This is a genomic window from Thiocapsa roseopersicina (genome assembly GCF_900106925.1).
Classification (GTDB): Bacteria; Pseudomonadota; Gammaproteobacteria; order Chromatiales; family Chromatiaceae; genus Thiocapsa; species Thiocapsa roseopersicina.
The window spans coordinates 99,696-121,715 of the sequence record NZ_FNNZ01000002.1; the positions used below are offsets into that span (position 1 = coordinate 99,696).

The window sequence follows — 22,020 nt, forward strand, 5'->3', positions numbered from 1 at the left end:
CTGCTCGGAGGCGCGTGATCCAGCCATGCCGTCCGAGCGCCCGTGAGATATTCAAGCAACATCCTCATCCCGGTTCTGATCGCCCTGTTGACGGTTGCGGCGTGGGCCCTGCTCAACCGGCCGGCGGACGAGCCACCTTGGCCCAATCGCATCCAAGGCTTCTCATTCGCACCGATGCGTGCGCACAACGATCCGGCATTCAAGAACTTCCCGACCATCGAGGAGATCGACGAGGACCTGGCCCTTCTGCAGGGAACCGTCCATGCCGTGCGGACCTACACGGTCGAAAGCACGCTCGCGGCGATCCCGCGTCTTGCCGCTGCGCGCGGCCTGAATGTCACGCTCGGCGCTTGGATCGGAGCCGATCCGGACGCCAACGAGATCGAGCTCGCACGGCTCGGCGAAATCCTGAGTAAAGGCTATCGGAATCTGGTGCGCGTCATGGTCGGCAACGAGGCGATCCTGCGCGAGGACGTTTCGGTCTCCGAACTGACCCAATACCTGGACCGAGTTCGCAAGATGACCTGGCTACCGGTCAGCACAGCCGAACCTTGGCATGTCTGGCTGAAATATCCGGAGCTTGCGGATCATGTGGACTTCATCACCGTTCACCTGCTGCCCTATTGGGAAGGTGTCCCCGTCGAACAGGCCGTGGCCTATGCGGTCAGCCGCTACGACGAGGTCAAAGCCGCATTTCCGAACAAAGAGGTCATCATCGGAGAGGTCGGCTGGCCGAGCAATGGCCGGCGAAATCGGGGTGCCGAGGCGTCGCTGACGAATCAGACGCGGTTCCTGCGCCGCTTCCTTGCGCACGCCGAGCAGGCAGGCTATGTCTACTACGTTATGGAGGCATTCGACCAGACCTGGAAGACCAGGATCGAAGGTGCGACAGGCGCCTACTGGGGGGTCTACAACACCGACCGCGAGCCCAAGTTCGTCTTCACCCAGCCGGTCGTGCGCATCCCGCACTGGCAAGAGCTTGCCGGTCTCTCCGTGGTCATGGCTATCCTGCTCCTGGTGTTTCTCTATCGAGACAGCTCGAGCCTATCCAGCAAGGGCAAAGGTTTTCTCGCGCTCGTGATGTACGGGATCTCGACCGCGGCGGTGTGGATCGTCTACGACTACACGCGGCTTTACATGACGCCGGCCACGGCCATCGTCGGCATCCTGCTTCTGGTCGGCGGGGTCGGCGTCATCGTCTTGATCATGGCGGAGACGCACGAATGGGCCGAGGCGCTGTGGCTGCGGCGGTGGCGACGTCCGTTCCCCTTGCGCGCGGTGCCGGACGAGGAGCTGCCGGTCGTCTCCATCCACGTGCCCGCCTACAACGAGCCGCCCGAGCTCTTAATCGAGACGTTGGACGCCTTGGCGGCGTTGGACTATCCGGGATACGAGGTCCTGGTCATCGACAACAACACCAAGGATCCCGCCGTCTGGCAGCCGGTCGAGGCGCATTGCCGACATCTGAATGAAGCCGTCGGCGAGCGCTTCCGGTTCTTTCACGTGGATCCGCTCGCGGGCTACAAGGCCGGCGCACTCAACTATGCGCTGCGGGAGACCGATCCACGCGCCGAAGTCATCGCCGTCATCGACGCGGACTATATCGTGCAGCCGCTCTGGTTAAGGCATCTGGTGCCCGCCTTTCAAGACCCCGAGGTCGCCATCGTGCAGGCCCCGCAGGACTACCGCGACGCCGACCAGAACGCCTTCAAGGCGATGTGCATGGCCGAGTATCGCGGCTTCTTCCACATCGGCATGGTCACCCGCAACGAGCGCAACGCCATCATCCAGCACGGCACCATGACCATGATCCGCCGCCCGACGCTCGACGCCGTCGGCGGCTGGGCGGAGTGGTGTATTACGGAGGACGCCGAGCTCGGGCTGCGTGTGTTCGAAGAGGGCCACAAGGCGCTCTACATCCCCTGCACCTACGGGCGCGGCCTGATGCCGGACACCTTCGCCGACTTCAAGAAACAGCGGTATCGCTGGGCCTACGGAGCGGTGCGCACCCTCAAGCACCACCGCCATCAGCTCCTGGGGATCCGCAAGACCACCCTCTCGGCGGGCCAACGCTATCACTTCGTCGCCGGCTGGCTGCCTTGGTTCGCGGACGGCTTCAACCTCCTGTTCAACTTCGCGGCACTCGCCTGGTCCGTGGCCATGGTGATGTTTCCGCTCCAGGTGACACCGCCCTACATCACCGTCGCCTTGGTGCCCTTGGTCTTGTTCGGCTTCAAGATGTCGAAGAGTTTCCTGCTCTATCGGCGTCGGGTGACCGCGACCCTACGTCAGAGCTTCGCCGCCGGCCTGGCCGGGCTGGCCCTCTCGCACACGATCGCCCGCGCCATGTTCGGCGGCTTCGTCTCGGGAGGTCTCGGCTTCTTCAGAACCCCGAAGCTCGCGCAGGCCCCGGCCTTTATCCGCGCCCTGGCCGATGCCCGCGAGGAGGGCCTCTTCGCCATCGCCTTCTGGCTGGCGGCCGGCCTGATCATGCTTCGCGACGACGCCTTCATGCTGGATGTCCGGGTCTGGGTCGCCGTCCTGATCGTCCAGTCCATCCCGTATCTGGCCGCAGTCGTGGTGTCGTTGATCAGCGCGGCCAAGACCTTGCCGGCGAGCTTGGTCGGGCCGATGCCGGAAATGACGGGTGCAGGATCGACAGCGCGTGTCGAGCAGGGCCATTAGGGTGGGCTGATGCGGCGTGGGGCTTGGCGGTTTTGATCGGTAAGCTCCTGCCTTCAGCCTTCAGCCTTCAGCCTTCAGCCTTCAGCCTTCAGCCTTCAGCCTTCAGCCGTTGAGCTGAGCGCGTTTCGCAGGTTCCGCGTCCTGACCGGAAACGACAGACCGATCGCTCGCTGCGCGTGAATGTCGTGCGCCGGGGGCCCGCCGCGTCCGCCACACCATCGACTTCCCCGACCGTTTACAGACCGTGATCGGACAGAGATCCGGGTTTTCCCGATATAGGGTTTACCCTATACGTGATTTCCCTTATACTGCCCACCAGGTTATCAACTGACCGGCATCCAATGCGCCGTCCGCGGCGCCGGCTCGCCGATTGCAGAAACGGTCCTGCTTATGAACAAAACGCTGATCTTCGCCTCGCTCGGGGTGTTTCTTCTCGTCTCGGGCCCGAATGCCGAGGCACGCGTCAAACCGGGGCATGCTCAGAAGGGCATCGCTTCCTACTACCACGACAGCCTCCATGGTCGGAAGACCGCAAGCGGGGCGATCTACAACAAGAACATCCCCAGCGCAGCACACAAGTCTCTCCCCCTCGGCAGCAAGGTCCGCGTGACGGACACCAGGACCGGCAAAAGCATCGTCGTCAAAGTCAACGACCGCGGCCCCTTCGTGAAAGGCCGGATCATCGATCTCTCCCGCAGCGCCGCACGCGAGCTGGGGATGATCAAGAAGGGTCTGGCGAGGGTCGAGGTCGAGGTGTTGAGCGTCCCGAAGGCAAGCGGCTCCTGATTCGACCCTATCCATCCGCCCTACTCCCATCACTCCCAACGAAACATCCAGGCCGCCAGGGTCAGGAAGAGGAGTGCGAGACCGGCCAGGAGGCCGATCTGCGGAAGGACCTGAACCACACCCGCGCCGTCGATCATGACGGCCCGCGCACCCTCGACGATATGGGTCAGCGGCAGGAACCGGGATAGAATTTGGGCCGCGCCGCTGGCCCCTTCCATCGAGAACCACACACCCGAGAGCAGCAGCATCGGCCAGGAGATGAGGTTGAGCAAACCGTCCGCGACCTCCTCCGTGCGCAGGCGTGAGGAGACGATCAGTCCGAGGCTGATCAGACACAGCGCACCGGCCACATAGACCAGCAGCAGCGCAAGGTAGGAGCCGCGCATCGGGAAGTCCAGCAAGAGACTGGCCCCGGTATAGACCACCAGGCTCGCCCCGAGGACGACCAGCAAACGCGAGAACACCTGCGCAGTGAGAAACTCCCACGGACTCAGCGGCGTTGCCTTCAAGCGACGCAGCACGCCGTTCTTGCGGTAGCGCACGATCACCCAGCCGACACCCCAGAGACTGGAGAACATGATGTTCATCGCCAGCACGCCGGGCAGCACCCAGTCGACATAGCGCAAGGCGGCGCCGCTCACGGTCACCCGCTGCGGGATCGCCCCCGCGGATTCGCCATGATCGCCTGCTTGATCGTCGAGACCACGCGCGCCGAGCAAGAGACGCTCGACGAGATAGCCGTTGGCCGACTCGGAATTCACCCAATAGCGCGATGTCTCGCTCGGATCCACGAGAAGATCCAGCTGATGGCGCTCCACCTTCCCGATCGCCGCCGCCGTATCCGTCACCGGGATGAATTGGATATGGCGGGTCTGCAGGAAGGGGAAGGCCGCGACCGGTGATTCGGCGCCCTCCGTGATCACGCCGACCTTGAAGACGTCTCGTGACGTGTCGGTGAAGATGAACGCAAAGGCCAGAACCATCATGATCGGCATCAGGATGTTCCATGACAGCCCCGCCCGATCGCGATAGAACTCGCGGTTACGCGCAACGAGGATGGTCAGGATACGGCGCCACATGAGATGTTCCGGTAATTTGTAGGACGATCCGGAGAATCGAGCAAGGCCGAGCCGAACTGGCTCAAGACCGCAGATCATGTCCAGTTAGTTTCAGAAAGAGGTCTTCCAGATTCGGCGTCGCCACCCGCAGATCCGTCAGATCAGCCCCGACGCGCTCGATCTCGGCCAGCATCGGCGGGACCTCGTCGGCATAGATCTCGATCCGACCGTCGCGCCGATCCGCACCCGCCGGGAGCGCGACGCCGCTCGGCCATGCCGTCTCCGGCAGTCGGATCACGGTCGCGGGGAAGTGATCGCGAACCAGACGCGCAGGCTGACCCTCGGCGATGATCCGTCCGTGGTCGACGATCGCGATCCGATCGCAGAGCTGCTCGGCCTCTTCCATATAATGAGTGGTCAGGACGATTGTTTTGCCGCGCCGACGCACGGTCTCGATCAGGCCCCAGAAGTTGCGTCTGGACTGCGGATCCAGACCGGTCGTCGGCTCGTCGAGGAACACCAGGTCCGGGTCGTTGACCAAGGCGATCGCCAAGAGCAGCCGCTGACGCTGACCGCCCGAGAGCTTGCGGGTGTCTCGATCCAGGATCTCCGCGAGATTACAGAGCCGGATCAGCTCGTCGCGGTCCGCGGTGCGCCGATAGAGGCTCGCGAACATGGCCAGCGACTCGCGTACCGTCTGAAAGTCCTGCAGCGCGGTCGCCTGAAACTGAATGCCGACAGATTCGCGGTAGGCGCGATCGAGCGGCCGGCCACGATAGAGTACGGTGCCCGAGGTCGGAGTTTGGATGCCCTCCAGCATCTACAAGGTCGTCGTCTTCCCTGCCCCGTTCGGCCCCAAGAGACCGAAACACTGACCGGCGTCGACACGAAAACCGATACCATCCACGGCGCGCACGCCAGGATAGATCCGGACCAAATCATGGGCTTCGAGCAGACTGTTCACAGGTGCGGAGTATACGCGCTTCGTAAAGGACACGGCGGGCCGAGCCCGGGCGGGACCCTATACTCGGCCAGGCCGAATATACTGCCGAAAGCCATGGCCGGCTCGCTCTGGACCAATGGCCTTGCCGCCCTGACCTTTGTTCTCATGCTCACTTCCTGCGCCTCCCCGAACATCGTCGAATCTCCCGACACGCACACAAGGTCGCCCGACATCGGTGCCGATCACGCGCGGATGGACGACGGCTATCGTTTGCCCCTACGCGTCTGGACCGGCGCCGAGCGGCCCCGAAAGATTGTGCTCGGGCTGCACGGCTTCAACGACTACGCGAACGCCTTCGCCCCCTTGGGCCGCGAGCTTGCCGACGCGGGCATCACCACCTACGCGGTCGATCAGCGCGGTTTCGGCGCTGCCGCCTTGCCCGGTCGCTGGCACGGCAGCAACCGTCTCGCCGCGGATCTGCGCAACCTGATCGATCTGCTGCGTGCGCGCCATCCCGATGCCCGGCTCTATATCGCCGGCGAGAGTATGGGCGGCGCCGTCGTCCTGACCGCGATGGCGCAGGCGCCGCTGCCGATCGACGGCCTTATCCTGATCGCGCCCGCGGTCTGGTCGCGCGACACCATGCCCTGGTATCAACGCCTCGCCCTGGAAGGCGCCGTGCGCACCCTGCCCTGGCTGAAGCTGACCGGCGAGGGGATCCGTCTCAGTCCGTCGGACCATATCGAGATGTTGCAGGCGATGGGTGCGGACCCGCTTGTCATCAAGGCGACTCGCGTCGATGCACTCTGGGGCATCACCGACCTGATGGACCGGGCGCAAGCCTCGGCCGGCCGCCTGCAGACCCCTGCCCTGCTGCTCTACGGCGAGCAGGACGAGATCATCCCCAAGAATGCCTTTTGCCGATTTCTGGCGAAACTACCCGGCACTGATCCCGGTCTGACATTCGTTCTCTACGAGCACGGCTGGCATATGCTCCCGCGCGACCGCCAAGGTGCACGCGTACGCGCCGACATCGCCGCCTGGCTCGAGGATCCGGATACCCCGCTGCCGTCGGGTGAAGAAACATCGCCGCATGGTCCGCGGGCGAGCGCATTTTGCGGCAATGCGCCGTAGGTTGCGCTGACGATAGGAAGCGAAACACCGCCAGCAGCGGCCCGAGCCTCGCAAGCAACCACAGATGCGTCGAGCCGTCGATCGGAAACGCCGCCGCCCGCAGGGAAGTTGTGCCTCGCTCGGCTCGGCACAACCTACGGCAGACAGGCGGGCGGTACTGACACAAGCCGTGCCGGGGACATATCATCACCGGCTGAATCCAGACCGATAAGATCGAATCACCACCTCACTCATCCCGACCGGAGATCCAGCATGGCCTTCACACGTCGTCGCTTTTCCCAAACCATGATCGGCGCTCTCGGCGTCGCGATGCTCCCGCTACGCCCCGTCCTTGCCGCCGACCTGGTCGAGGGCCGCGACTGGCGCGCCGTATCGCCGCCGCAGCCGAGCGCGGCACCCGACAAGATCGAAGTCCTGGAATTCTTCTCCTACGGCTGCCCGCACTGCATGGACCTCAACCCGGTCATCAAGCCCTGGGCCTCCAAGCTGCCGGAGGACGTCACCTTCCGCCAGGTCCCGGTGACCTTCGGTCGGGCCGCCTGGGCCAATCTCGCACGACTCTTCTATGCGCTGGAGTACAGCGGCGACCTGGATCGACTCAACCAGGAGGTCTTCGAGGCGCTGCATAACGACCGGACCAAGCTCTTCACCGAGAAGGACGTCTTTGCATGGGTCGCAAGCAAGGGCGTGGATGTGGCAACCTTCGAGCCTTTGTTCAACTCGTTTGCGGTCGAGACTCAGATCAAGCGGGGCGACACCCTGGTCGAGCGTTATCGCGTCGATGCGGTCCCCATGATCGCGGTCGGCGGTCGCTATGTCGTCGTCGGTCAGGAAGCCAAAGGTTTCCCCGATATGCTCGCGATCGCCGATAAGCTGATCCTGATGGCGCGCGAGCAGAAGGCCGCGAGTTGACCGAGCGCGAGAGCTCGTCCGCACAGGGTCGCGAGGCCGACCCGGCGTCCCGGTGACCGAGCTTGCGCCGATGCAGGATCCGCTCGAAGCCGCCGACGCCGAGCGCGTCTCGACCGGGCTCGCCGGACTGGATCGCGTTCTCGACGGACTGCGCATCGGCGACAACGTCGTCTGGCGTATCGACGACATCGCGGACTACCGGGGCTTCGTCGAGCCCTTCGTCGCCCAAGCCGTCGCGGGCGAGCGCTCCATCATCTATCTGCGTTTCGGCCGCCATCCGCCCCTGGTCGCGCCCGGGCCGGGCATCAAGATCGTCTCGATCGACGCCCTGCGCGGCTTCGAGGCATTCACCTGCCACGTCCACCGCCTGATCACGGACTACGGACGCGGCGCCTTCTACGTCTTCGACTGTCTCTCCGATCTGCTCTCGGCCTGGGCCACCGACCTGATGGTCGGCAATCTCTTCCAGGTCATCTGCCCTTATCTTTATCGGCTCGACACGGTCGCCTATTTCGGTCTGCTCTCGCGTAGTCACTGCTACACCACCATGGCGCGCATCCGCGAGACCACGCAGGTCCTGATCGATGTCAGACGGGCCGAAAGCGGCTGCTACGTGCAACCGGTCAAGGTCTGGCAGCGACAATCACCGACCATGTTCCTGCCGCATATCCACGAGGGCGAGGCATTTCGCCCCGTAATCGACAGCAGCGACGCGACTCGACTCCACGCGGACCTCGAACGCCGCAAGGGCGAGACCACGCAGCGACAGCTCGACTATTGGGATCGGCTCTTTCTCGATGCTGCCGAGGTGCTGAACCAAGACGCCGACGGCGAGCGACGCCGCGCGGTGCTCGAGCAGCTCTATCCGATCCTGATCAGCCGCGACGAGCGCATCATCGCACTCGCCCGCCGCTATCTCGGCCTGCAGGATCTCATCGAGATCCGCGCACGCATGATCGGCAGCGGCTACATCGGCGGCAAAGCGGTCGGGATGCTGCTCGCACGCCGCATCCTGTTGCAGGACGACCCCGAGCGCTGGGAACGTCATCTGGAGCCGCACGACTCCTTCTTTCTCGGCTCCGACGTCTATTACTCCTATCTGGTGCACAACGGCTGGTGGCCCAGGATCATGCGCCAGCGCACCGAGGCGGGGTATTTCAGCGAGGCCCAATCACTACGCGAGGACATGCTGCGCGGAGAGCTTCCGGAAGAGGTCCGCTCGGAGCTCGAACGGATGCTCGACTATTTCGGGCAGTATCCGATCCTGGTGCGCTCGAGCAGCCTGCTCGAAGACGGCTTCGGCAACGCCTTTGCCGGCAAATACGAAAGCCTCTTCCTCGTCAACCAAGGCTCGCCCGAGCAACGGCTCGCCCAGCTCGAAGAGGCGATCTGCCGCGTCTTCGCCAGCACCATGAGCGAAGACGCCCTCACCTACCGGCGCCAACGCGGACTGGCCGACCTCGAAGAGCCGATGGCGCTTCTGCTGCAACGCGTCTGCGGGCGCTATCACGGGCGCTGGTACTTCCCGGACGCCGCCGGCGTGGGCGTGTCGCGCAACACCTTCGTCTGGGAAGAGTCCATGGATCCGACCGCCGGCATGGTCCGCTTGGTCATGGGTCTGGGAACCCGTGCGGTCGACCGCATCGAGGGCGACCACGCCTGCGTGGTGGCCCTGGATCAGCCCCACAAACGCCCCTTCCGCGATCGCGACGACGCCGTGCGCTTCTCCCAGCACGAGATCGACGTGCTCGATATCTCGGACAACCGCCTGCGCACGCTCGCCGTGAGACACCTGACGAGCGACCCGGAGCTGCCGTTGCGCTGGTGCGCCGAGCTCGACCGCGAGGCCACTCAGCGCTCGCGCGAGCGCACCGGCGGCGATCCGGTCTGGCGTATTACATTCACGCCGCTTCTGCGCGAGACCCCGTTCGTCGACCTCATCCAGCGTCTGCTCCAGACCCTGGAGGCCGCCTACGCCTACCCGGTCGACATCGAATTCACCCTGCATCTAACCGACGACGGCACACCCTACTTCAGTCTCGTCCAGTGCCGCCCGCTGCAAACCCTCGGAATCAACCAACGCGTCGAGCTGCCGGAAGAGGTGCCGATCCCGCGACTGTTCTTCGCGACCGACGGACACTTCATGGGCGGCAACATCGACCAGCCGATCGCCCGCATCATCCATGTCGACGGCCCACGCTACAGCGCCCTGACGACCGTGCAGAAGTTCACCGTCGCCCGCTTGGTCGGACAGCTCAATCGCCGCATCGCCGATCGCGACGACTGCCCCACCCTGCTGATCGGACCCGGCCGCTGGGGCACCAGCTCACCCGAGCTCGGCGTGCCGATCCGCTTCTCGGACATCAGTCGAGTCGCCGTCATCGCCGAGGTCGCCGAGCTCGGCGACGGCATGGTGCCGGACCTCTCCTTCGGCTCGCACTTCTTCCAGGATCTCGTCGAGTCCCGAATCGCCTATGTCGCCCTCTTCCCGCATCGCGGCGAGGCCAGCTACAACCCCGCCTGGCTGAGCGCCCTGCCGGCATCCACTCGACTCCTGCTCGATCTGGAAGACCCGCCGGACGACGCCGTCGCGGCAGCCCTCACCTGGCTCGATGTACGCGACACCGGTCTGCGCGTCGTCGCGGATGTCTTGTGTCAGCGGTTGGTGTGTTATCAGGCGGCGGGCTGAGGAGCGCACACGTCGGCACAGCCTTGCCTCTTGATCATGGCGACCGCCATGGCTATGAATCGAAACCGGTGTTTTCTACTGCCCCAACGGGGCTCACCACGCGAGCCCGGGGCAACGCCCCGGGAAAACGATCCCCATCCAACTTAAGCCCCGAAGGGGCGGCCCAACGCTTTGATCAGACCAACCCCAACGCCGCCATCGCGTGGCCGACCTTCAGGAAGCCGGCGATGTTGGCGCCCACCACATAGTTCCCCTTCGAGTCGAACTCCTCGCTGGTCTCGTAGCAGTTGCGATGGATGTTCACCATGATCTCTTTCAAACGCTGCTCGGTGTACTCGAAGCTCCAGGAGTCGCGGCTGGCGTTCTGCTGCATCTCCAAGGCGCTGGTGGCCACGCCGCCGGCGTTGGCCGCCTTGCCGGGTCCGAATGCAATGCCTGCGTCCATGAGGACGTGGATCCCCTCGGGTGTGGTCGGCATGTTGGCGCCTTCGGCGACCGCGATACAGCCGTTTCTGACCAGGCTCTGGGCATCCTTTGCGGTCAGCTCGTTCTGGGTCGCACAGGGCAGCGCGATCTGACAGGGAACCGTCCAGATGCAACCGTTCTCGAGGTAGGTCGCGCCGGTCCTCTCCTGGACATAAGCGCTGAGACGACGACGTTCGACCTCCTTGATCTGCTTGAGCAGGGCCAGATCGATCCCGTCCTGGTCAACCACGACGCCGTTGGAATCGGAGCAGGCGATGACGCGAGCACCGAGCGCCTGCGCCTTTTCGATCGCGTAGATGGCGACGTTGCCCGAGCCCGAAACCACACAGGTCTTGCCCTCGATCGAATCGCCGCGGACCTTGAGCATCTCCTCGAGGAAGAAGATGGCCCCGTAGCCCGTCGCCTCCGTGCGCGCGCGACTACCGCCCCAGTTCAGGCCCTTGCCGGTCAAGACGCCGGACTCGTAGCGGTTGGTGATGCGCTTGTACTGGCCGAAGAGATAGCCGATCTCGCGTCCGCCGACACCGATGTCGCCCGCCGGCACATCGGTGTGCTCGCCGATGTGGCGGTAGAGCTCCGTCATGAGGCTCTGGCAAAAACGCATGATCTCGGCGTCCGACTTGCCCTTGGGGTCGAAGTCGCTGCCGCCCTTGCCGCCGCCGATCGGCAGACCGGTGAGCGCGTTCTTGAAGATCTGCTCGAAGCCGAGGAACTTGATGATCCCCAGATACACGGAGGGGTGGAACCGCATCCCGCCCTTGTAGGGACCGAGCGCGCTGTTGAACTCGACTCGAAAGGCGCGGTTGATCTGGATCTGGCCGCGGTCGTCCTGCCAGGGCACGCGGAAGATGATCTGACGCTCCGGCTCGCAGATGCGCTGAATGATCTTCTGCTCGGCCAGCTCGGGATATTTGACCAGCACCGGGCCGAGGGTCTCGAGGACCTCGCGCACCGCCTGGTGGAACTCGGTCTCGCCCGGATTGCGGCGCAACACGTCCTGAAAAATCGGCTCCAGCTTCTCGTCGAGGCCTGCAACCATGGTGAATTTCTCCTGAACCGCTCCAGCAGGCCGATCGACCGGCAGGCGGTTCACATCAGTTATGGGGACGCCGAGATCGAAGACGCCCTTATCGTGCGGCTCAGAAATCAAGCGTCTGTGAAGACCGGCTTGGCCGGTTTAACACGCCAAGGAAAGGCTGCGAGCAAGGCGCATCAGACCCCGGGCGACCCGCAATCATGCCTGAGTCGGTGCGGCCGGCGCTAGGGTTGCGGCCTGCCGGGTGATGGTCGCCTCGGGCAAGACGCGCCCGCGACCATTGCCTAAGTCATCTGGTCGACGGTGATCCCGAGCGCTGCAGCGAGCTTGGTTTGGTTGCCTTACGGGCCTTGTGAGCGCCCGATTCGATTTGCGAGAGGGTGGCAAGCGTCCTTTAATAGCCCGGCATCCGCGGCGGTGCGGTGCGCCGGATGAGCGCGATGTCGTCGTCGCTCAGTCGGTAGGCCTGGTTCACCAGATCGGAGAGGCGGTGTTCGAGGGCACGGATCTCAGCGGCGCGCTGCTGCATGGGCCCGGCGTAGCTGGCGTGGGTGTCGGTCAGCTCGCCGATCGCGGCGGGGGTCAACCGGGGCGCGCCCTTGGGGCGACGCTTGCGGACCTCGGCGGCGAAGGCGTCGCCGGTGAGGCGGGCGAAGTCTTCGAGCTGTTGACCCGGTTTCTCGACAGCGAACTCATGGCGCAGCCAGGTGAGCAGCTCGAGGGTTTGGTTGCGGGCCTCGGTGGTGCGGGCGAGCAGTGTGGCGACCTTCTCCTCGGTCTCGGCGCGGATCTCCGGGGTGGGCTCGGCGATGGGGAGTGACTCCATGCGGAAACCGGCGGGGTTCAATGCCTCGTCCTTCATGTGCGGGAGATAGCGCCAGTTGTGCCACCAGAGGAGTGGCGAGTTGAGGACTGCAAGTAAGTACAGGTCGGCGGTCGGCAGCAAGAAGACCTTGTTGTTGCCGAAGAGCGGCTTCGCGGACAAGGCGTATTGAGGGTGGAACTGGATTTCTTGGTAGAGAATCTTCGGCTGCTCGAACAACGACCAGTAGTCCACGCTGTCCTGAATCTCATACCACGCATATCGTCCCGGCTTACGCCCCGGCCAGTCGCCATTGACCTTGGCATCCCAGTCCGCCGGCCTTGGCTCCAGGCGCTCGCGGAAACCCTGCAGGTGCGCGCGGATCGACGGATAGCTGTCGATGTCGATCCCGCGGCGGGTGAAGATCATCCAGAGCCCCTGCCAATCCGGCACCCAGCGTCCGATGTCCTGCCCGCGCAGATAGGGCTTGATGATCTCGGCGCAGGCGGGATCCGCGCGGATCAAATCCACGCGGGTCGCCTCGTCGATCAGGAACGCCTCGTTGAGCCCGGTCAAGACGCCGCGATAGGGCTTGCAGCCGACAAACTCGGCCAGCGGCACGCCGCGCTCGCGCAGCCGTCCCATCAAGGTCTCGACCTCGGGCGATTCCAGGCTCCAGGGGCCGGCGTCGTACCGGCTCCAAGGCACCGGATAGGCATGCTCGTGGACATAGTGCTCCAGCGACAGCTCGGTGGAGCGGTCGCGCGGGACCGGGCAGACGCTCACCATAAGCGGCTCGGCCGGATCCGCCGCGGCCTGCGGCCCGGTGCCAGACCCGTCGTCGTCCGCCGCCGCGGATCCGGGCCGGACGACGATGATGCAGGGGAAGGTGTCGGCGTCCTCGAAGATGGGCGCATGGCCGAAATCGAGGATCTCCTCCAGGACGGCGCGCTCGCTGAAGAGCCGGCGCAGCGGCTCGCCGTAACCGGCGCGCAGCCATTTGTTGGTCACGATGTAGCTGAGGGTGCCGCGCGGCGCGAGCAGCTCCAGCCCGCGCTCGTAGAAATAGACATAGAGATCGGCGACGCCGTGATAGCTGGCATAGCGCCGGGCGAGATAGGGCTTGAGCGGGCCCAGCGCCTCCTGGCGCACATAAGGCGGATTGCCGATGACGACATCGAAACCGCCCTGCGCGAAAACCGCCGGGAAGGCGGCGCGCCAATCGAAGGCGCGGCGATCCGCCGGGAGCGCAGCGAAGGCGTCGACAAGCGCCTGATCAGCCAAGGGATCAACCGGGGCATCGGGCGGCTCGACGAGCGAGTTGCCGCAGCGGATGTTGGCATCGAGATTGTTGAGCGGCTTGTCGCGCCGGGCGGTCTTCAGCCACAGACTCAGCTTGGTGATCTCGACCGATTCCGGGTTGAGATCGACTCCGAAGAGGTTGTCCTGCAGGATCTGGCGATCGAGATCGAACAGGCCGAGCTGTCCGGGCGCGCCGCTCAGCTCGGCGATCGTGCGGTTCACCCGCTCGTACTCGCCGATCAGATACTCGAAGGCGGCGACCAGGAAGGCGCCCGATCCGCAGGCCGGATCCAGCACCTTGATGCGCCGCAGAATCTCAAGATGATCCACCCAGATCTTCAGACGGGTCTCGTTCGCCAGGGGTCCGGGCTTGCCGGTGCGATGCCGGGCCTCGATCTGCGCGTGACGCTCGGCCAGCCAGCCACCGATGGTGCGCGCGACCATGAAGCGGGTAATGAGATCCGGGGTGTAGAAGATACCGTCGCGCTTGCGTCGCGAACGCTGCCGGTCGTCCGCCTCGCCGCGAATCTCGGCACGGATGGATTCCAGGTCGGTGATCGATTGCTCGAAGATGTGACCCAGGATGTTGACGTTCAGATCGGTCTCGAAATCGTAGTCCGAAAGCGCACGGATGCCGTCGAGCGCGGCATCGGCCACCACCAGGGCATCGAGCGCGGCGTCCTTCGCGAATAAACCGCCGTTGTAGGCGTTGATCTGCATCGCGGGCAGACCCTTGTCCATGGCGTCGAACAGACCGCAGAGCTGTTGCCAGCGCGAGACCTTGACGAAGCCCTCGGTCTTGACGGTCAGGGCGCTGTTGAGCACCTTGGCCGGCAGCAGGCCGATGTCCTCGCAAAAGCAGATGAAGAGACAACGGTCGAGGAGCTTCTGGGCCTGCTCCAGAAGCCGCACGGCGTGTGACTCGGCCGACAGAGACGCAGGCGCCGGGTTGTCGGCGCGCAGCCGATAGAAGAGATCGAGCCGCAGATCCCGATAGAAGACATAGAATGCCTTGGTGATCCGCTCCTCGGCCACATGGGTGTGACTGGCGAGACGCTCCACCGGGCTCGGCACGGCAGGATCGGCACCGAGCAGGGTCGCGCGACCGAGCAGGAAGAGGAAAACGTCGAGCCGCTCGGGATCGGCCAAATCGGCTAACCAAAAACGCTGGCAGTTACCCTGCCCGCGATCGGTGCGATAGAGCCGCAGCTCGATGAAGTTGCTGACGATGACCCAGCGGCAGCCGTCGACCTTGGCGGCATAACCGAACGCCTGCTCCACCGGCGTGAGCTTGCCGTAACCCGCACCCTGCTTGGCGTCCAGATCCGCGCCCGGTGCCTTCAGCTCGAGGACCGCGCGGGTGAGGTCCACGTCGGACCCGAACCAGCCCAGACGGGCATCCGGCGGTCGATAGCCCTTCACCGTCCCGGAGCTGGTCTCGGGCTCCATGTGGTGCATCCCCTCGGAGCCGACGAGCTGGCGAAAGTCCAGCAGCCGGTCCATCACCTCGCTCAGGAATTGGCCTTGCAGGGGTTTTTCCTTTTTGCCCAGAAGGCTTCCGTTCGCCGCGCCGGCGGCCCAGCTCAAGGCGATCGTGCGTTGCGCATCGTCCGGTGACGGCGGCTGCTCACGCAGTGCGTCGGCAAGCATACGGCGGTTAAACAGGGGTTTCAGAAAATCTGGCATGCCTTTGTCCCTTTATAGGCAGCGCATCGGGGCGCGGGTCGGTATGGTCGCCATTAGAACACCGGAACCCCGCCGGCCGGCGCTCTTTGCGTGGCAACGCATGGTCGATTGGCCGAGCACGTGGCGCGGAGCGCCAGTAGAGGCGTGACACCGCTGGGCGGTGTCACGAGAAGAAAATAAGCGGAGCCGCGAGATCACCTCAGCCGTCAGCTCCATAGCTCGTGACACCGCTCGGCGGTGTCACGCATCCCTTGGCGCTCCGCGCCACGTGCACAGGAGGCGATCGAAGGGTGAAACACTGCGAGTCAAGATGCGGTTCACAACGAAGCAGACGATCGAGTAGAGAACACGAAACAATATTTCAACGGGGCACCAATGGCTCGGACACGCTACCGTTTCGCCTCGGAGGAGCACCCACATTTCTTGACCTGTACCGTCGTCGAATGGCTACCCATTTTCACTCGACCCGAAACCGCTCAAGTGGTGTTCGACTCTTGGTCATACCTGCAGGAACATGCCGCGCTTCGAATCTATGGCTTCGTCGTGCTGGAAAACCACCTGCATGCGGTGGCTCAGGCGCCCAACCTGCCGGATGTCTGGAAGCGTTTCAAATCCTACTCGGCAAGGAGGCTCATCGATCTGCTGGAGGAACAGGGAACACGACGGCTTCTGGATCGCATGGGGTTCACGTTCAAGGCGAGACGCAGCGATCGCTCGTATCAGCTCTGGCAAGAGGGATCCCATCCGGAATGCATCGAGGGGAAAGTGATGTTGAGACAGAAGCTGGAGTACATCCACAACAATCCGGTGAAGCGGGGTTTTGTGGATGATCCGGAGCATTGGCGCTGGTCGAGCGCGCGCTGCTATGCCGGGCGCGCGGGGTTGGTCGATGTGTTCAGGGATTGGTGAACCCAGCTCGATCGTGGCGCGGAGCGCCAAGAGATGCGTGACACCGCCCAGCGGTGTCACGAGTCAAACGCCGATTTGAAAGGGTTCTTGAGACGGCGTCCTACCGACGGCTGCGGATGGCGGGAATCGCCATCTCACAGCGTCAAGTCGATCCCCGACACCAACACACCGGGCAAGAGCGCGCTGTCGGTCGAGCGCCCGTCGTAGGTCTCGGCGGAGAGGAGCAGCTCGCGCTCGCGCGTCAGGCCCTCCAGACGATCGCCGAGCAGGTGGTAGAGGCTGTCGTCGAAACGCATGACCTTCACCGGGGCGACGATCTCGCCGGCCTCGACCCAGTAGGTACCGAAGCGGGTCATGCCGGTGACGCGGCAGTCGTTGGGATCGGACCAGTTGCAGTACCAGAGGTTGCCGATCCACAACCCCGTATCGAGTTGGCCCGCAACATCGGCAACATCCAGCGTCCCGGCATCCAGGCCGAGCGATCCGGGCGCATCGCTCGCGGCGTTGACCGGCTCGCCGTATTCCTTGCCCGAACGGGCGTCGACCAGACATCCGGCGAAACGACCGCCTTCCACCAGAGCGACACGCGGCGGGGTCGGGAAGCCCTCGGCCGTGAAGCGGGGAGCGAGACCGCGGTCGTGCTCTTCGTGGATCCCGATGCGCGGGTCGAAGCTGCGCTTGCCGCGCGTCATCTTGAGCAGCGGTGTTTGATGGGTGCGGTGGCTCTTGAGATCGAACCCGCCCCAGGCGAGCATGCCCATCAGCTCGCCGACGGCGCTCGGCGCCAGGTAGGCCCGGTAGCGCCCCGGCTCCAGGATGCGTGCCGGGCGTGACATGATGTGCAGTCCCTCGCGCATCGCCTCGAGCTTGGCGCGCAGGATCGCCGGATCCCAGTCGAACCCGCTGTAGGCGGATTTGACCGCCTTGTCCGCCTCCAGATAGCAACTCCAATCCAGGTTGAAGCTGGCACTCGCATGCCAGTGGCGATGCCCGATCGAGCTTGCGAGCCCCTCGGCGATCTCGCCGCTCGCCCAGATCCCGACCAGGTCCATCCCGTCGGCGGACTCGATGAGCGCGCCGATCGCCTCGGCGGCGGGCGGGAGTCGTGCGTCGCTGCGCCGGTCGCTCTCGGACGGCTCGGCTGAATAGCTGAGATAGGGATCGTCCGGCACGTGCGCCAAACGCTCGCGCAGCCGGGCGAGCAGACGCCGTGCGCGGACCTGATCCTCGGTCGGATCGCCGCTCAAATCGCAGCCGCCCTCGACCTGTTTGGAGCCCTCGATCAGGGTCAAGTCCAGAGCGGTCGCGCCAACATGCCCGGCCTGACGCACCCGGTTGCGGTTGAGTCGCACGAAGTCCGAAGACTCGTTCGAGAGGTTGGAAAAGAGGATCTCGGCGCCGTGCAGCTCGGCGTTCAGATGATCGGCCAAGGCGAAAAAGGCATCGGCGTTCACTCGCCACCTCCGAAGACCGCGACATCGCGAAACAAGCAGGGCGGCGTGGCGTGACCGACGTAGACCGATTGATTGGGTTCGCCCTTCCCGCAGTTGCACACCCCGCGGATCTCCAGGCTCTCCGGGCCGCCCACGCCGTCGAGACTGCGCCAGAAGCTTGCGGAGATGCCACGATAGCCGGGGTTGCGCACCAACCCTTTGAGCTCGCCGTCTTCGATCAGCCGACCCAGCTCGCAGCCGAACTGGAACTTGTTGCGGCTGTCGTCGATCGACCAGGAGCGGTTGGTGTCCATCAGGATGCCCCGCTCCACCTGCGCGATCAGATCGGCGAGACTGCCCTCCCCCGGCTCCAAGTTGATGTTGCCCATGCGATCGATCGGCGGGCGATCCCAACTGCTGGCACGTGTGTTGGCCGTGCCGGGTAGACCGGCGCGCGCTTGGGACAAGGCTCCGCCGAGCGGACGCTCCAGGATGCCGCGACGGATCAGATATTCACGCACGGCGGGCGCGCCCTCGTCGTCGGCGACACCCGAGACCAGCTCCATCGGCACGGTCGGGTCGAAGGTCACGTTCAGCAGCTCCGAGCCATAGCGGTAGCGACCGAACATGCCGGGCGTGACGAAGCTGGTGCCGGCATAGTTGCGCTCGTCGCCCAAGATACGGTCGAGCTCCAATGGATGACCGATGCTCTCGTGGATCTGCAGCACCATCTGGCTCGGCAGCAGGACGAGATCGCGGGTGTCCGTCGGACATTCCGGGGCATCCAAGAGGGCAAGCGCCTCCTCCGCCACGCGCGGGGCCTCCTCGAGCAGACACACGGCAACGATCCGCTCCAGACCACCCTGCTGCGAGCCGTCGGAGCCGCCCCCATGCCTGCGCTGAGTCTGGCTCCCTGCATTGGCCACCGCGACCAGGCCCGGATGCACATAGTCCAGAACCTGCGAGACACGCCCGCCGTCGCTCGTAATCAGGAGCTGCGACACTCGGCGGCGCGCCAGCCAAGCCGACCAATCCACGATGCGATCGTCGATCGCCAAGGCGTCGTTGGCGGCTTGCAGAATGTCGAGCTTCTCGCCGATCGGCAGCGTCGACCAAGGCTCCTCGACCGGCGTGCGATAGTCCGCGCGGGTGCTGCTGCGCGGATAGATGCCGGCCTCGAAGAGTCCGAGCCGGGCATGCACCCGAGCCCAGCCCGCGGCCCGCTCGGCCGCAGCGCGCAGCCCGGCGGCGCTGAGATCGCTGGTTGCGCCGTAACCGATTCCGCCGTCTTTGACGAGGGTGACCATGGCGCCGGAGGTGTAGGTCAGTCGACTCGGCTCGACCACGCCCTGACGAACCTCCAAATGATCGTGCTCTTCCTCGACCAAACGCAAGGTCCAGTAATCACAGGCCGGCGCCTGGCTCAGGAAGCGTTCGGCGATGTCGCAAAGGTGCTGCATACGGAGATCCTGTCGTTTCAGAATCGAATAAGGGCACTCTGGTCGAGCGGCGCTCCCGCTGTCAACCGTGCGTCGAGTAATCCCGGGGTGCGCACCGCAGCTCGGGGGCAACAGTGCTGCAATGCGCCCCCATCCGATGGTGATAACATCCGCACGGCAAGATGAGGAGACGCCTGGATGCGACGACGGGATCGGGGGCTTGCGCCGACCTAGACAAGCAGGGAATACCATTTCGGGCGGAGCCCGACGTCTCGGACGACTGTCCCGCACCATTCGGGCCCGGCCGCCGGCTTTCCACGTCAACTGCCCTGTCGAGAATGATGGCTCAATTCAATCGTCGGCGATCCGATCAAGGCTCCACCGATCCAAGACAGGGTCCGAACACGCATCGCGGCGCTCGAATCGGTGCCTTGGGACTCGCCTTGATCGGCGGCGCGACCCTGACGAGCGTCGGCGTCCTCTTGTGGGATTTGATCGCGCAGGCGCGTGCGCTCGGGTCGGATCCGGAGCTCTGGTCCGAGCTCGTTCGAACGGGGCTACCGACGCATGCCGCGCTCCTGCTCGGCACAGTCGCGATCTCGGCGGCGACATCGATCCTTTGGTGGATCCTGAGAAGTCGAGCGACAAGACGCGAGATCGCGTTTTTGACCGAAAGCCGTGCGCGCAATCGAGCCATCGTCGACAACATGGCCGACGGTGCCGTTCATATCGACGGGGCCGGCCGGCTGGTCGCCATGAACCGCGTCGCCGAACGCATGTTCGGATACGACACCTCCGAGATCCGCGGCAAACCCATGTCGATCCTCTTCGCCGAGCCTTATCGCCGTGAGTACGAAGAGCGGATGCGCGACGCGCGCACGCTCGGCGACGCGGATGCCCTGACCGAGATCCGCGAGCTCGAGGGCCTGCGCAAGGATGCGACGAGCTTCCCGCTCTACCTGGCGATGAGCCGGGTCGATGTCGGCACCAGCCGCGTCTTTACCGCGATCGTGCGCGACCTCACCCAGACCCGCCGACAAATGGACGCGCTGGCCCGCGCGCGCGACGAGGCGATGTCCGCAGACCGGGCAAAAAGCGAGTTCCTGGCGATGATGAGCCACGAGATCCGCACGCCGATGAACGGCGTCCTCGGTATGCTCGAGCTGCTGCGCGACAGCCAACTCACCCGCCAACAGCAGGACTTCATCACCACCGCCGAGAAATCGGGCGGTCTGCTGCTCACGGTCATCAACGACATCCTGGATTTCTCCAAGATCGAAGCCGGCAAGCTCGATCTTCAGGAGATCGAGCTTGATCTGCGCAACACCGTGGAGGAGATCTCCGGGTTGGTCGCCTCGGCCGCGCGTGCGCGGCCAATCGAGGTGGCGAGCTTCGTTCACCCGGACGTGCCCCGACTGCTGGTGGGCGATCCCTATCGCATCCGACAGATCCTCATGAATCTGATGGGCAATGCCGTGAAGTTCACCGACCGCGGCGAGGTGGTGGTCCGCGTCGCTTTGGATCGCAAGACCGCGGACGGCTGGATGGTTCGATTCGAGGTCTCGGATACCGGGATCGGGATCGATCCGCAGACCATTGAAGCCCTGTTTCGTCCCTTTACCCAAGCGGACGCGTCCACGACTCGCCGATTCGGCGGTACCGGACTCGGTCTGGTCATCTCCAAACGCCTTGTCGTGCTGATGGGCGGCGAGATCGGTGTGGAGAGCACGCCGGCCGTCGGCTCGCGGTTCTGGTTCACGCTGAGCCTGAAAACCGCAACCTCGGCTCCAGCCTGGGAGGAAACCGATCTCAACGGCGTTCGCACACTAATCGTCGACGACAATGCGACCAACCGCCTGATCCTGGAGAACCATCTCGCGCGCTGGGGCGCGCGAACCGAGTGCGCGGAAGACGGACCGCAAGCCTTGCAGGCGCTACAGCGCGGACTCGAGCAGGATCGGCCGTTCGAGCTGGCGATTCTGGACATGCAGATGCCGGGCATGGACGGGATCGAGCTTGCGCATCGGATCAAGGGCGACGAGGCGCTCGGTGCGACACGGCTCATCATGCTCAGCTCGCTCGGTTATCCGGGACCCGAGGCGCGTCGGGTCGGCATCGAGGTGACCCTCCTCAAACCGGTCCGCGAGATCCTACTCCACGATGCAGCCGCCAAGGTCTTGGGGATGTCCCGACCGGATGCCGGCATCGTACCCGTGCCCGCGAAACGTCCGACGCGACGATTCGACGCACGGGTTCTGGTTGCCGAGGACAATGCAGTCAATCAGAAGGTCGTCACCATGATGCTGCGCCGTTTCGGCATCGAGCCCGGAATCGCGCCCGACGGTCAGGCGGCGATCGAGGCCCTCGCGCAAGCGCGGTTCGATCTGATCCTCATGGATATTCAGATGCCGAGGCTCAGCGGACACGAGGCGACGCGCCACATCCGCGCAGCCGAGCAGGCGCGCGGCGACGGCGAGCATATCCCCATCGTCGCCATGACCGCCGGTGTCTCCGAGCGCGATCGCGAGGACTGCTCCGCCGCCGGGATGGACGACTTCATCTCCAAGCCCGCGCAGATCGCCGAGCTCGAGGCCGTTCTGCTGCGCTGGCTACCGGGTCATGTGGTCGGACCGATCGCTCATCTGCCGACGGCAGGGAGCGCTGCACAACCGCTTGATCCGCGTCCCGCTTAAACCGCGTCCAGAGCGAGATGCTCACCT

At 64.7% G+C, this 22,020-nt stretch carries 12 protein-coding genes and 1 pseudogene; 7 read left to right on the forward strand and 6 right to left on the reverse strand.

The features are described from left to right. The first annotated feature begins 42 nt into the window (after nt 1–42). Both BLV04_RS03080 and BLV04_RS03085 read left to right on the forward strand, forming a co-directional pair. Nucleotides 43–2,685 carry a glycosyltransferase gene (locus BLV04_RS03080; protein ID WP_093028054.1) on the forward strand — a complete coding sequence of 881 codons (2,643 nt, stop codon included), beginning with the start codon at nt 43–45 and terminating at the stop codon, nt 2,683–2,685. A gap of 390 nt (nt 2,686–3,075) precedes the next feature. Beyond that, nucleotides 3,076–3,471, forward strand: coding sequence for a septal ring lytic transglycosylase RlpA family protein (locus BLV04_RS03085; protein ID WP_093028056.1), 396 nt, complete (start codon nt 3,076–3,078; stop codon nt 3,469–3,471). Nucleotides 3,472–3,500: 29 nt separating this feature from the next. On the opposite strand, the gene BLV04_RS03090 is transcribed toward BLV04_RS03085, so the two are convergent. Beyond that, complete coding sequence (locus tag BLV04_RS03090) at nt 3,501–4,550, reverse strand: ABC transporter permease (RefSeq protein WP_093028058.1); 1,050 nt, start codon at nt 4,548–4,550, stop codon at nt 3,501–3,503. Nucleotides 4,551–4,611: 61 nt separating this feature from the next. Continuing rightward, nucleotides 4,612–5,493: pseudogene (locus BLV04_RS03095) on the reverse strand (ABC transporter ATP-binding protein). A 93-nt stretch (nt 5,494–5,586) separates the two neighbouring features. Between BLV04_RS03095 and BLV04_RS03100 the strand changes: the two are divergent. The 3 genes from BLV04_RS03100 to BLV04_RS03110 all read left to right on the forward strand — a co-directional run bounded on the left by BLV04_RS03100 (nt 5,587) and on the right by BLV04_RS03110 (nt 10,207). After that, on the forward strand, nt 5,587–6,606 hold the full coding sequence (locus tag BLV04_RS03100; protein WP_093028060.1) for an alpha/beta hydrolase: 1,020 nt from the start codon (nt 5,587–5,589) through the stop codon (nt 6,604–6,606). A 252-nt stretch (nt 6,607–6,858) separates the two neighbouring features. Continuing rightward, nucleotides 6,859–7,518 (forward strand): thiol:disulfide interchange protein DsbA/DsbL, encoded by a 660-nt coding sequence (locus tag BLV04_RS03105; protein ID WP_093028062.1) that lies wholly within the window; start codon nt 6,859–6,861, stop codon nt 7,516–7,518. Between the two features lie 70 nt (nt 7,519–7,588). Continuing rightward, nucleotides 7,589–10,207 (forward strand): PEP/pyruvate-binding domain-containing protein, encoded by a 2,619-nt coding sequence (locus tag BLV04_RS03110; RefSeq protein WP_093028420.1) that lies wholly within the window; start codon nt 7,589–7,591, stop codon nt 10,205–10,207. A gap of 175 nt (nt 10,208–10,382) precedes the next feature. Here BLV04_RS03110 and gdhA read toward each other — a convergent pair whose 3' ends face one another. Beyond that, entirely contained in the window at nt 10,383–11,732 is a 1,350-nt protein-coding gene (gene gdhA / locus BLV04_RS03115; RefSeq protein ID WP_093028064.1) for an NADP-specific glutamate dehydrogenase, read from the reverse strand. A 391-nt stretch (nt 11,733–12,123) separates the two neighbouring features. Continuing rightward, entirely contained in the window at nt 12,124–15,519 is a 3,396-nt protein-coding gene (locus tag BLV04_RS03120) for an Eco57I restriction-modification methylase domain-containing protein (protein ID WP_093028066.1), read from the reverse strand. A gap of 375 nt (nt 15,520–15,894) precedes the next feature. Here BLV04_RS03120 and BLV04_RS03125 point away from each other — a divergent pair, with 375 nt between their 5' ends. Then, nucleotides 15,895–16,428, forward strand: coding sequence for an REP-associated tyrosine transposase (locus tag BLV04_RS03125; protein ID WP_093028068.1), 534 nt, complete (start codon nt 15,895–15,897; stop codon nt 16,426–16,428). Between the two features lie 134 nt (nt 16,429–16,562). On the opposite strand, the gene BLV04_RS03130 is transcribed toward BLV04_RS03125, so the two are convergent. Together BLV04_RS03130 and BLV04_RS03135 are read right to left on the reverse strand one after the other, a co-directional pair. Continuing rightward, entirely contained in the window at nt 16,563–17,882 is a 1,320-nt protein-coding gene (locus tag BLV04_RS03130) for a metallopeptidase TldD-related protein (RefSeq protein ID WP_093028070.1), read from the reverse strand. Next, entirely contained in the window at nt 17,879–19,321 is a 1,443-nt protein-coding gene (locus tag BLV04_RS03135; protein ID WP_093028072.1) for a TldD/PmbA family protein, read from the reverse strand. The genes BLV04_RS03130 and BLV04_RS03135 overlap by 4 nt, the downstream gene beginning before the upstream one ends. Before the next feature lie 410 nt (nt 19,322–19,731). On the opposite strand from BLV04_RS03135, the gene BLV04_RS03140 reads away from it, so the two are divergent. Further along, a complete protein-coding gene (locus BLV04_RS03140; protein WP_217633648.1) occupies nt 19,732–21,993 on the forward strand; it encodes a response regulator in 2,262 nt (753 codons plus the stop codon). Nucleotides 21,994–22,020: the final 27 nt, after the last annotated feature.

What these genes read in the sequence shown, in the direction of transcription:
- BLV04_RS03085 (WP_093028056.1), top strand. Translation starts at nt 3,076, where the DNA reads ATGAACAAAACGCTGATCTTCGCCTCGCTCGGGGTGTTTCTTCTCGTC.
- BLV04_RS03090 (WP_093028058.1), bottom strand. Translation starts at nt 4,550, where the DNA reads ATGTGGCGCCGTATCCTGACCATCCTCGTTGCGCGTAACCGCGAGTTC.
- BLV04_RS03100 (WP_093028060.1), top strand. Translation starts at nt 5,587, where the DNA reads ATGGCCGGCTCGCTCTGGACCAATGGCCTTGCCGCCCTGACCTTTGTT.
- BLV04_RS03105 (WP_093028062.1), top strand. Translation starts at nt 6,859, where the DNA reads ATGGCCTTCACACGTCGTCGCTTTTCCCAAACCATGATCGGCGCTCTC.
- BLV04_RS03110 (WP_093028420.1), top strand. Translation starts at nt 7,589, where the DNA reads ATGCAGGATCCGCTCGAAGCCGCCGACGCCGAGCGCGTCTCGACCGGG.
- gdhA (WP_093028064.1), bottom strand. Translation starts at nt 11,732, where the DNA reads ATGGTTGCAGGCCTCGACGAGAAGCTGGAGCCGATTTTTCAGGACGTG.
- BLV04_RS03120 (WP_093028066.1), bottom strand. Translation starts at nt 15,519, where the DNA reads ATGCCAGATTTTCTGAAACCCCTGTTTAACCGCCGTATGCTTGCCGAC.
- BLV04_RS03125 (WP_093028068.1), top strand. Translation starts at nt 15,895, where the DNA reads ATGGCTCGGACACGCTACCGTTTCGCCTCGGAGGAGCACCCACATTTC.
- BLV04_RS03135 (WP_093028072.1), bottom strand. Translation starts at nt 19,321, where the DNA reads ATGCAGCACCTTTGCGACATCGCCGAACGCTTCCTGAGCCAGGCGCCG.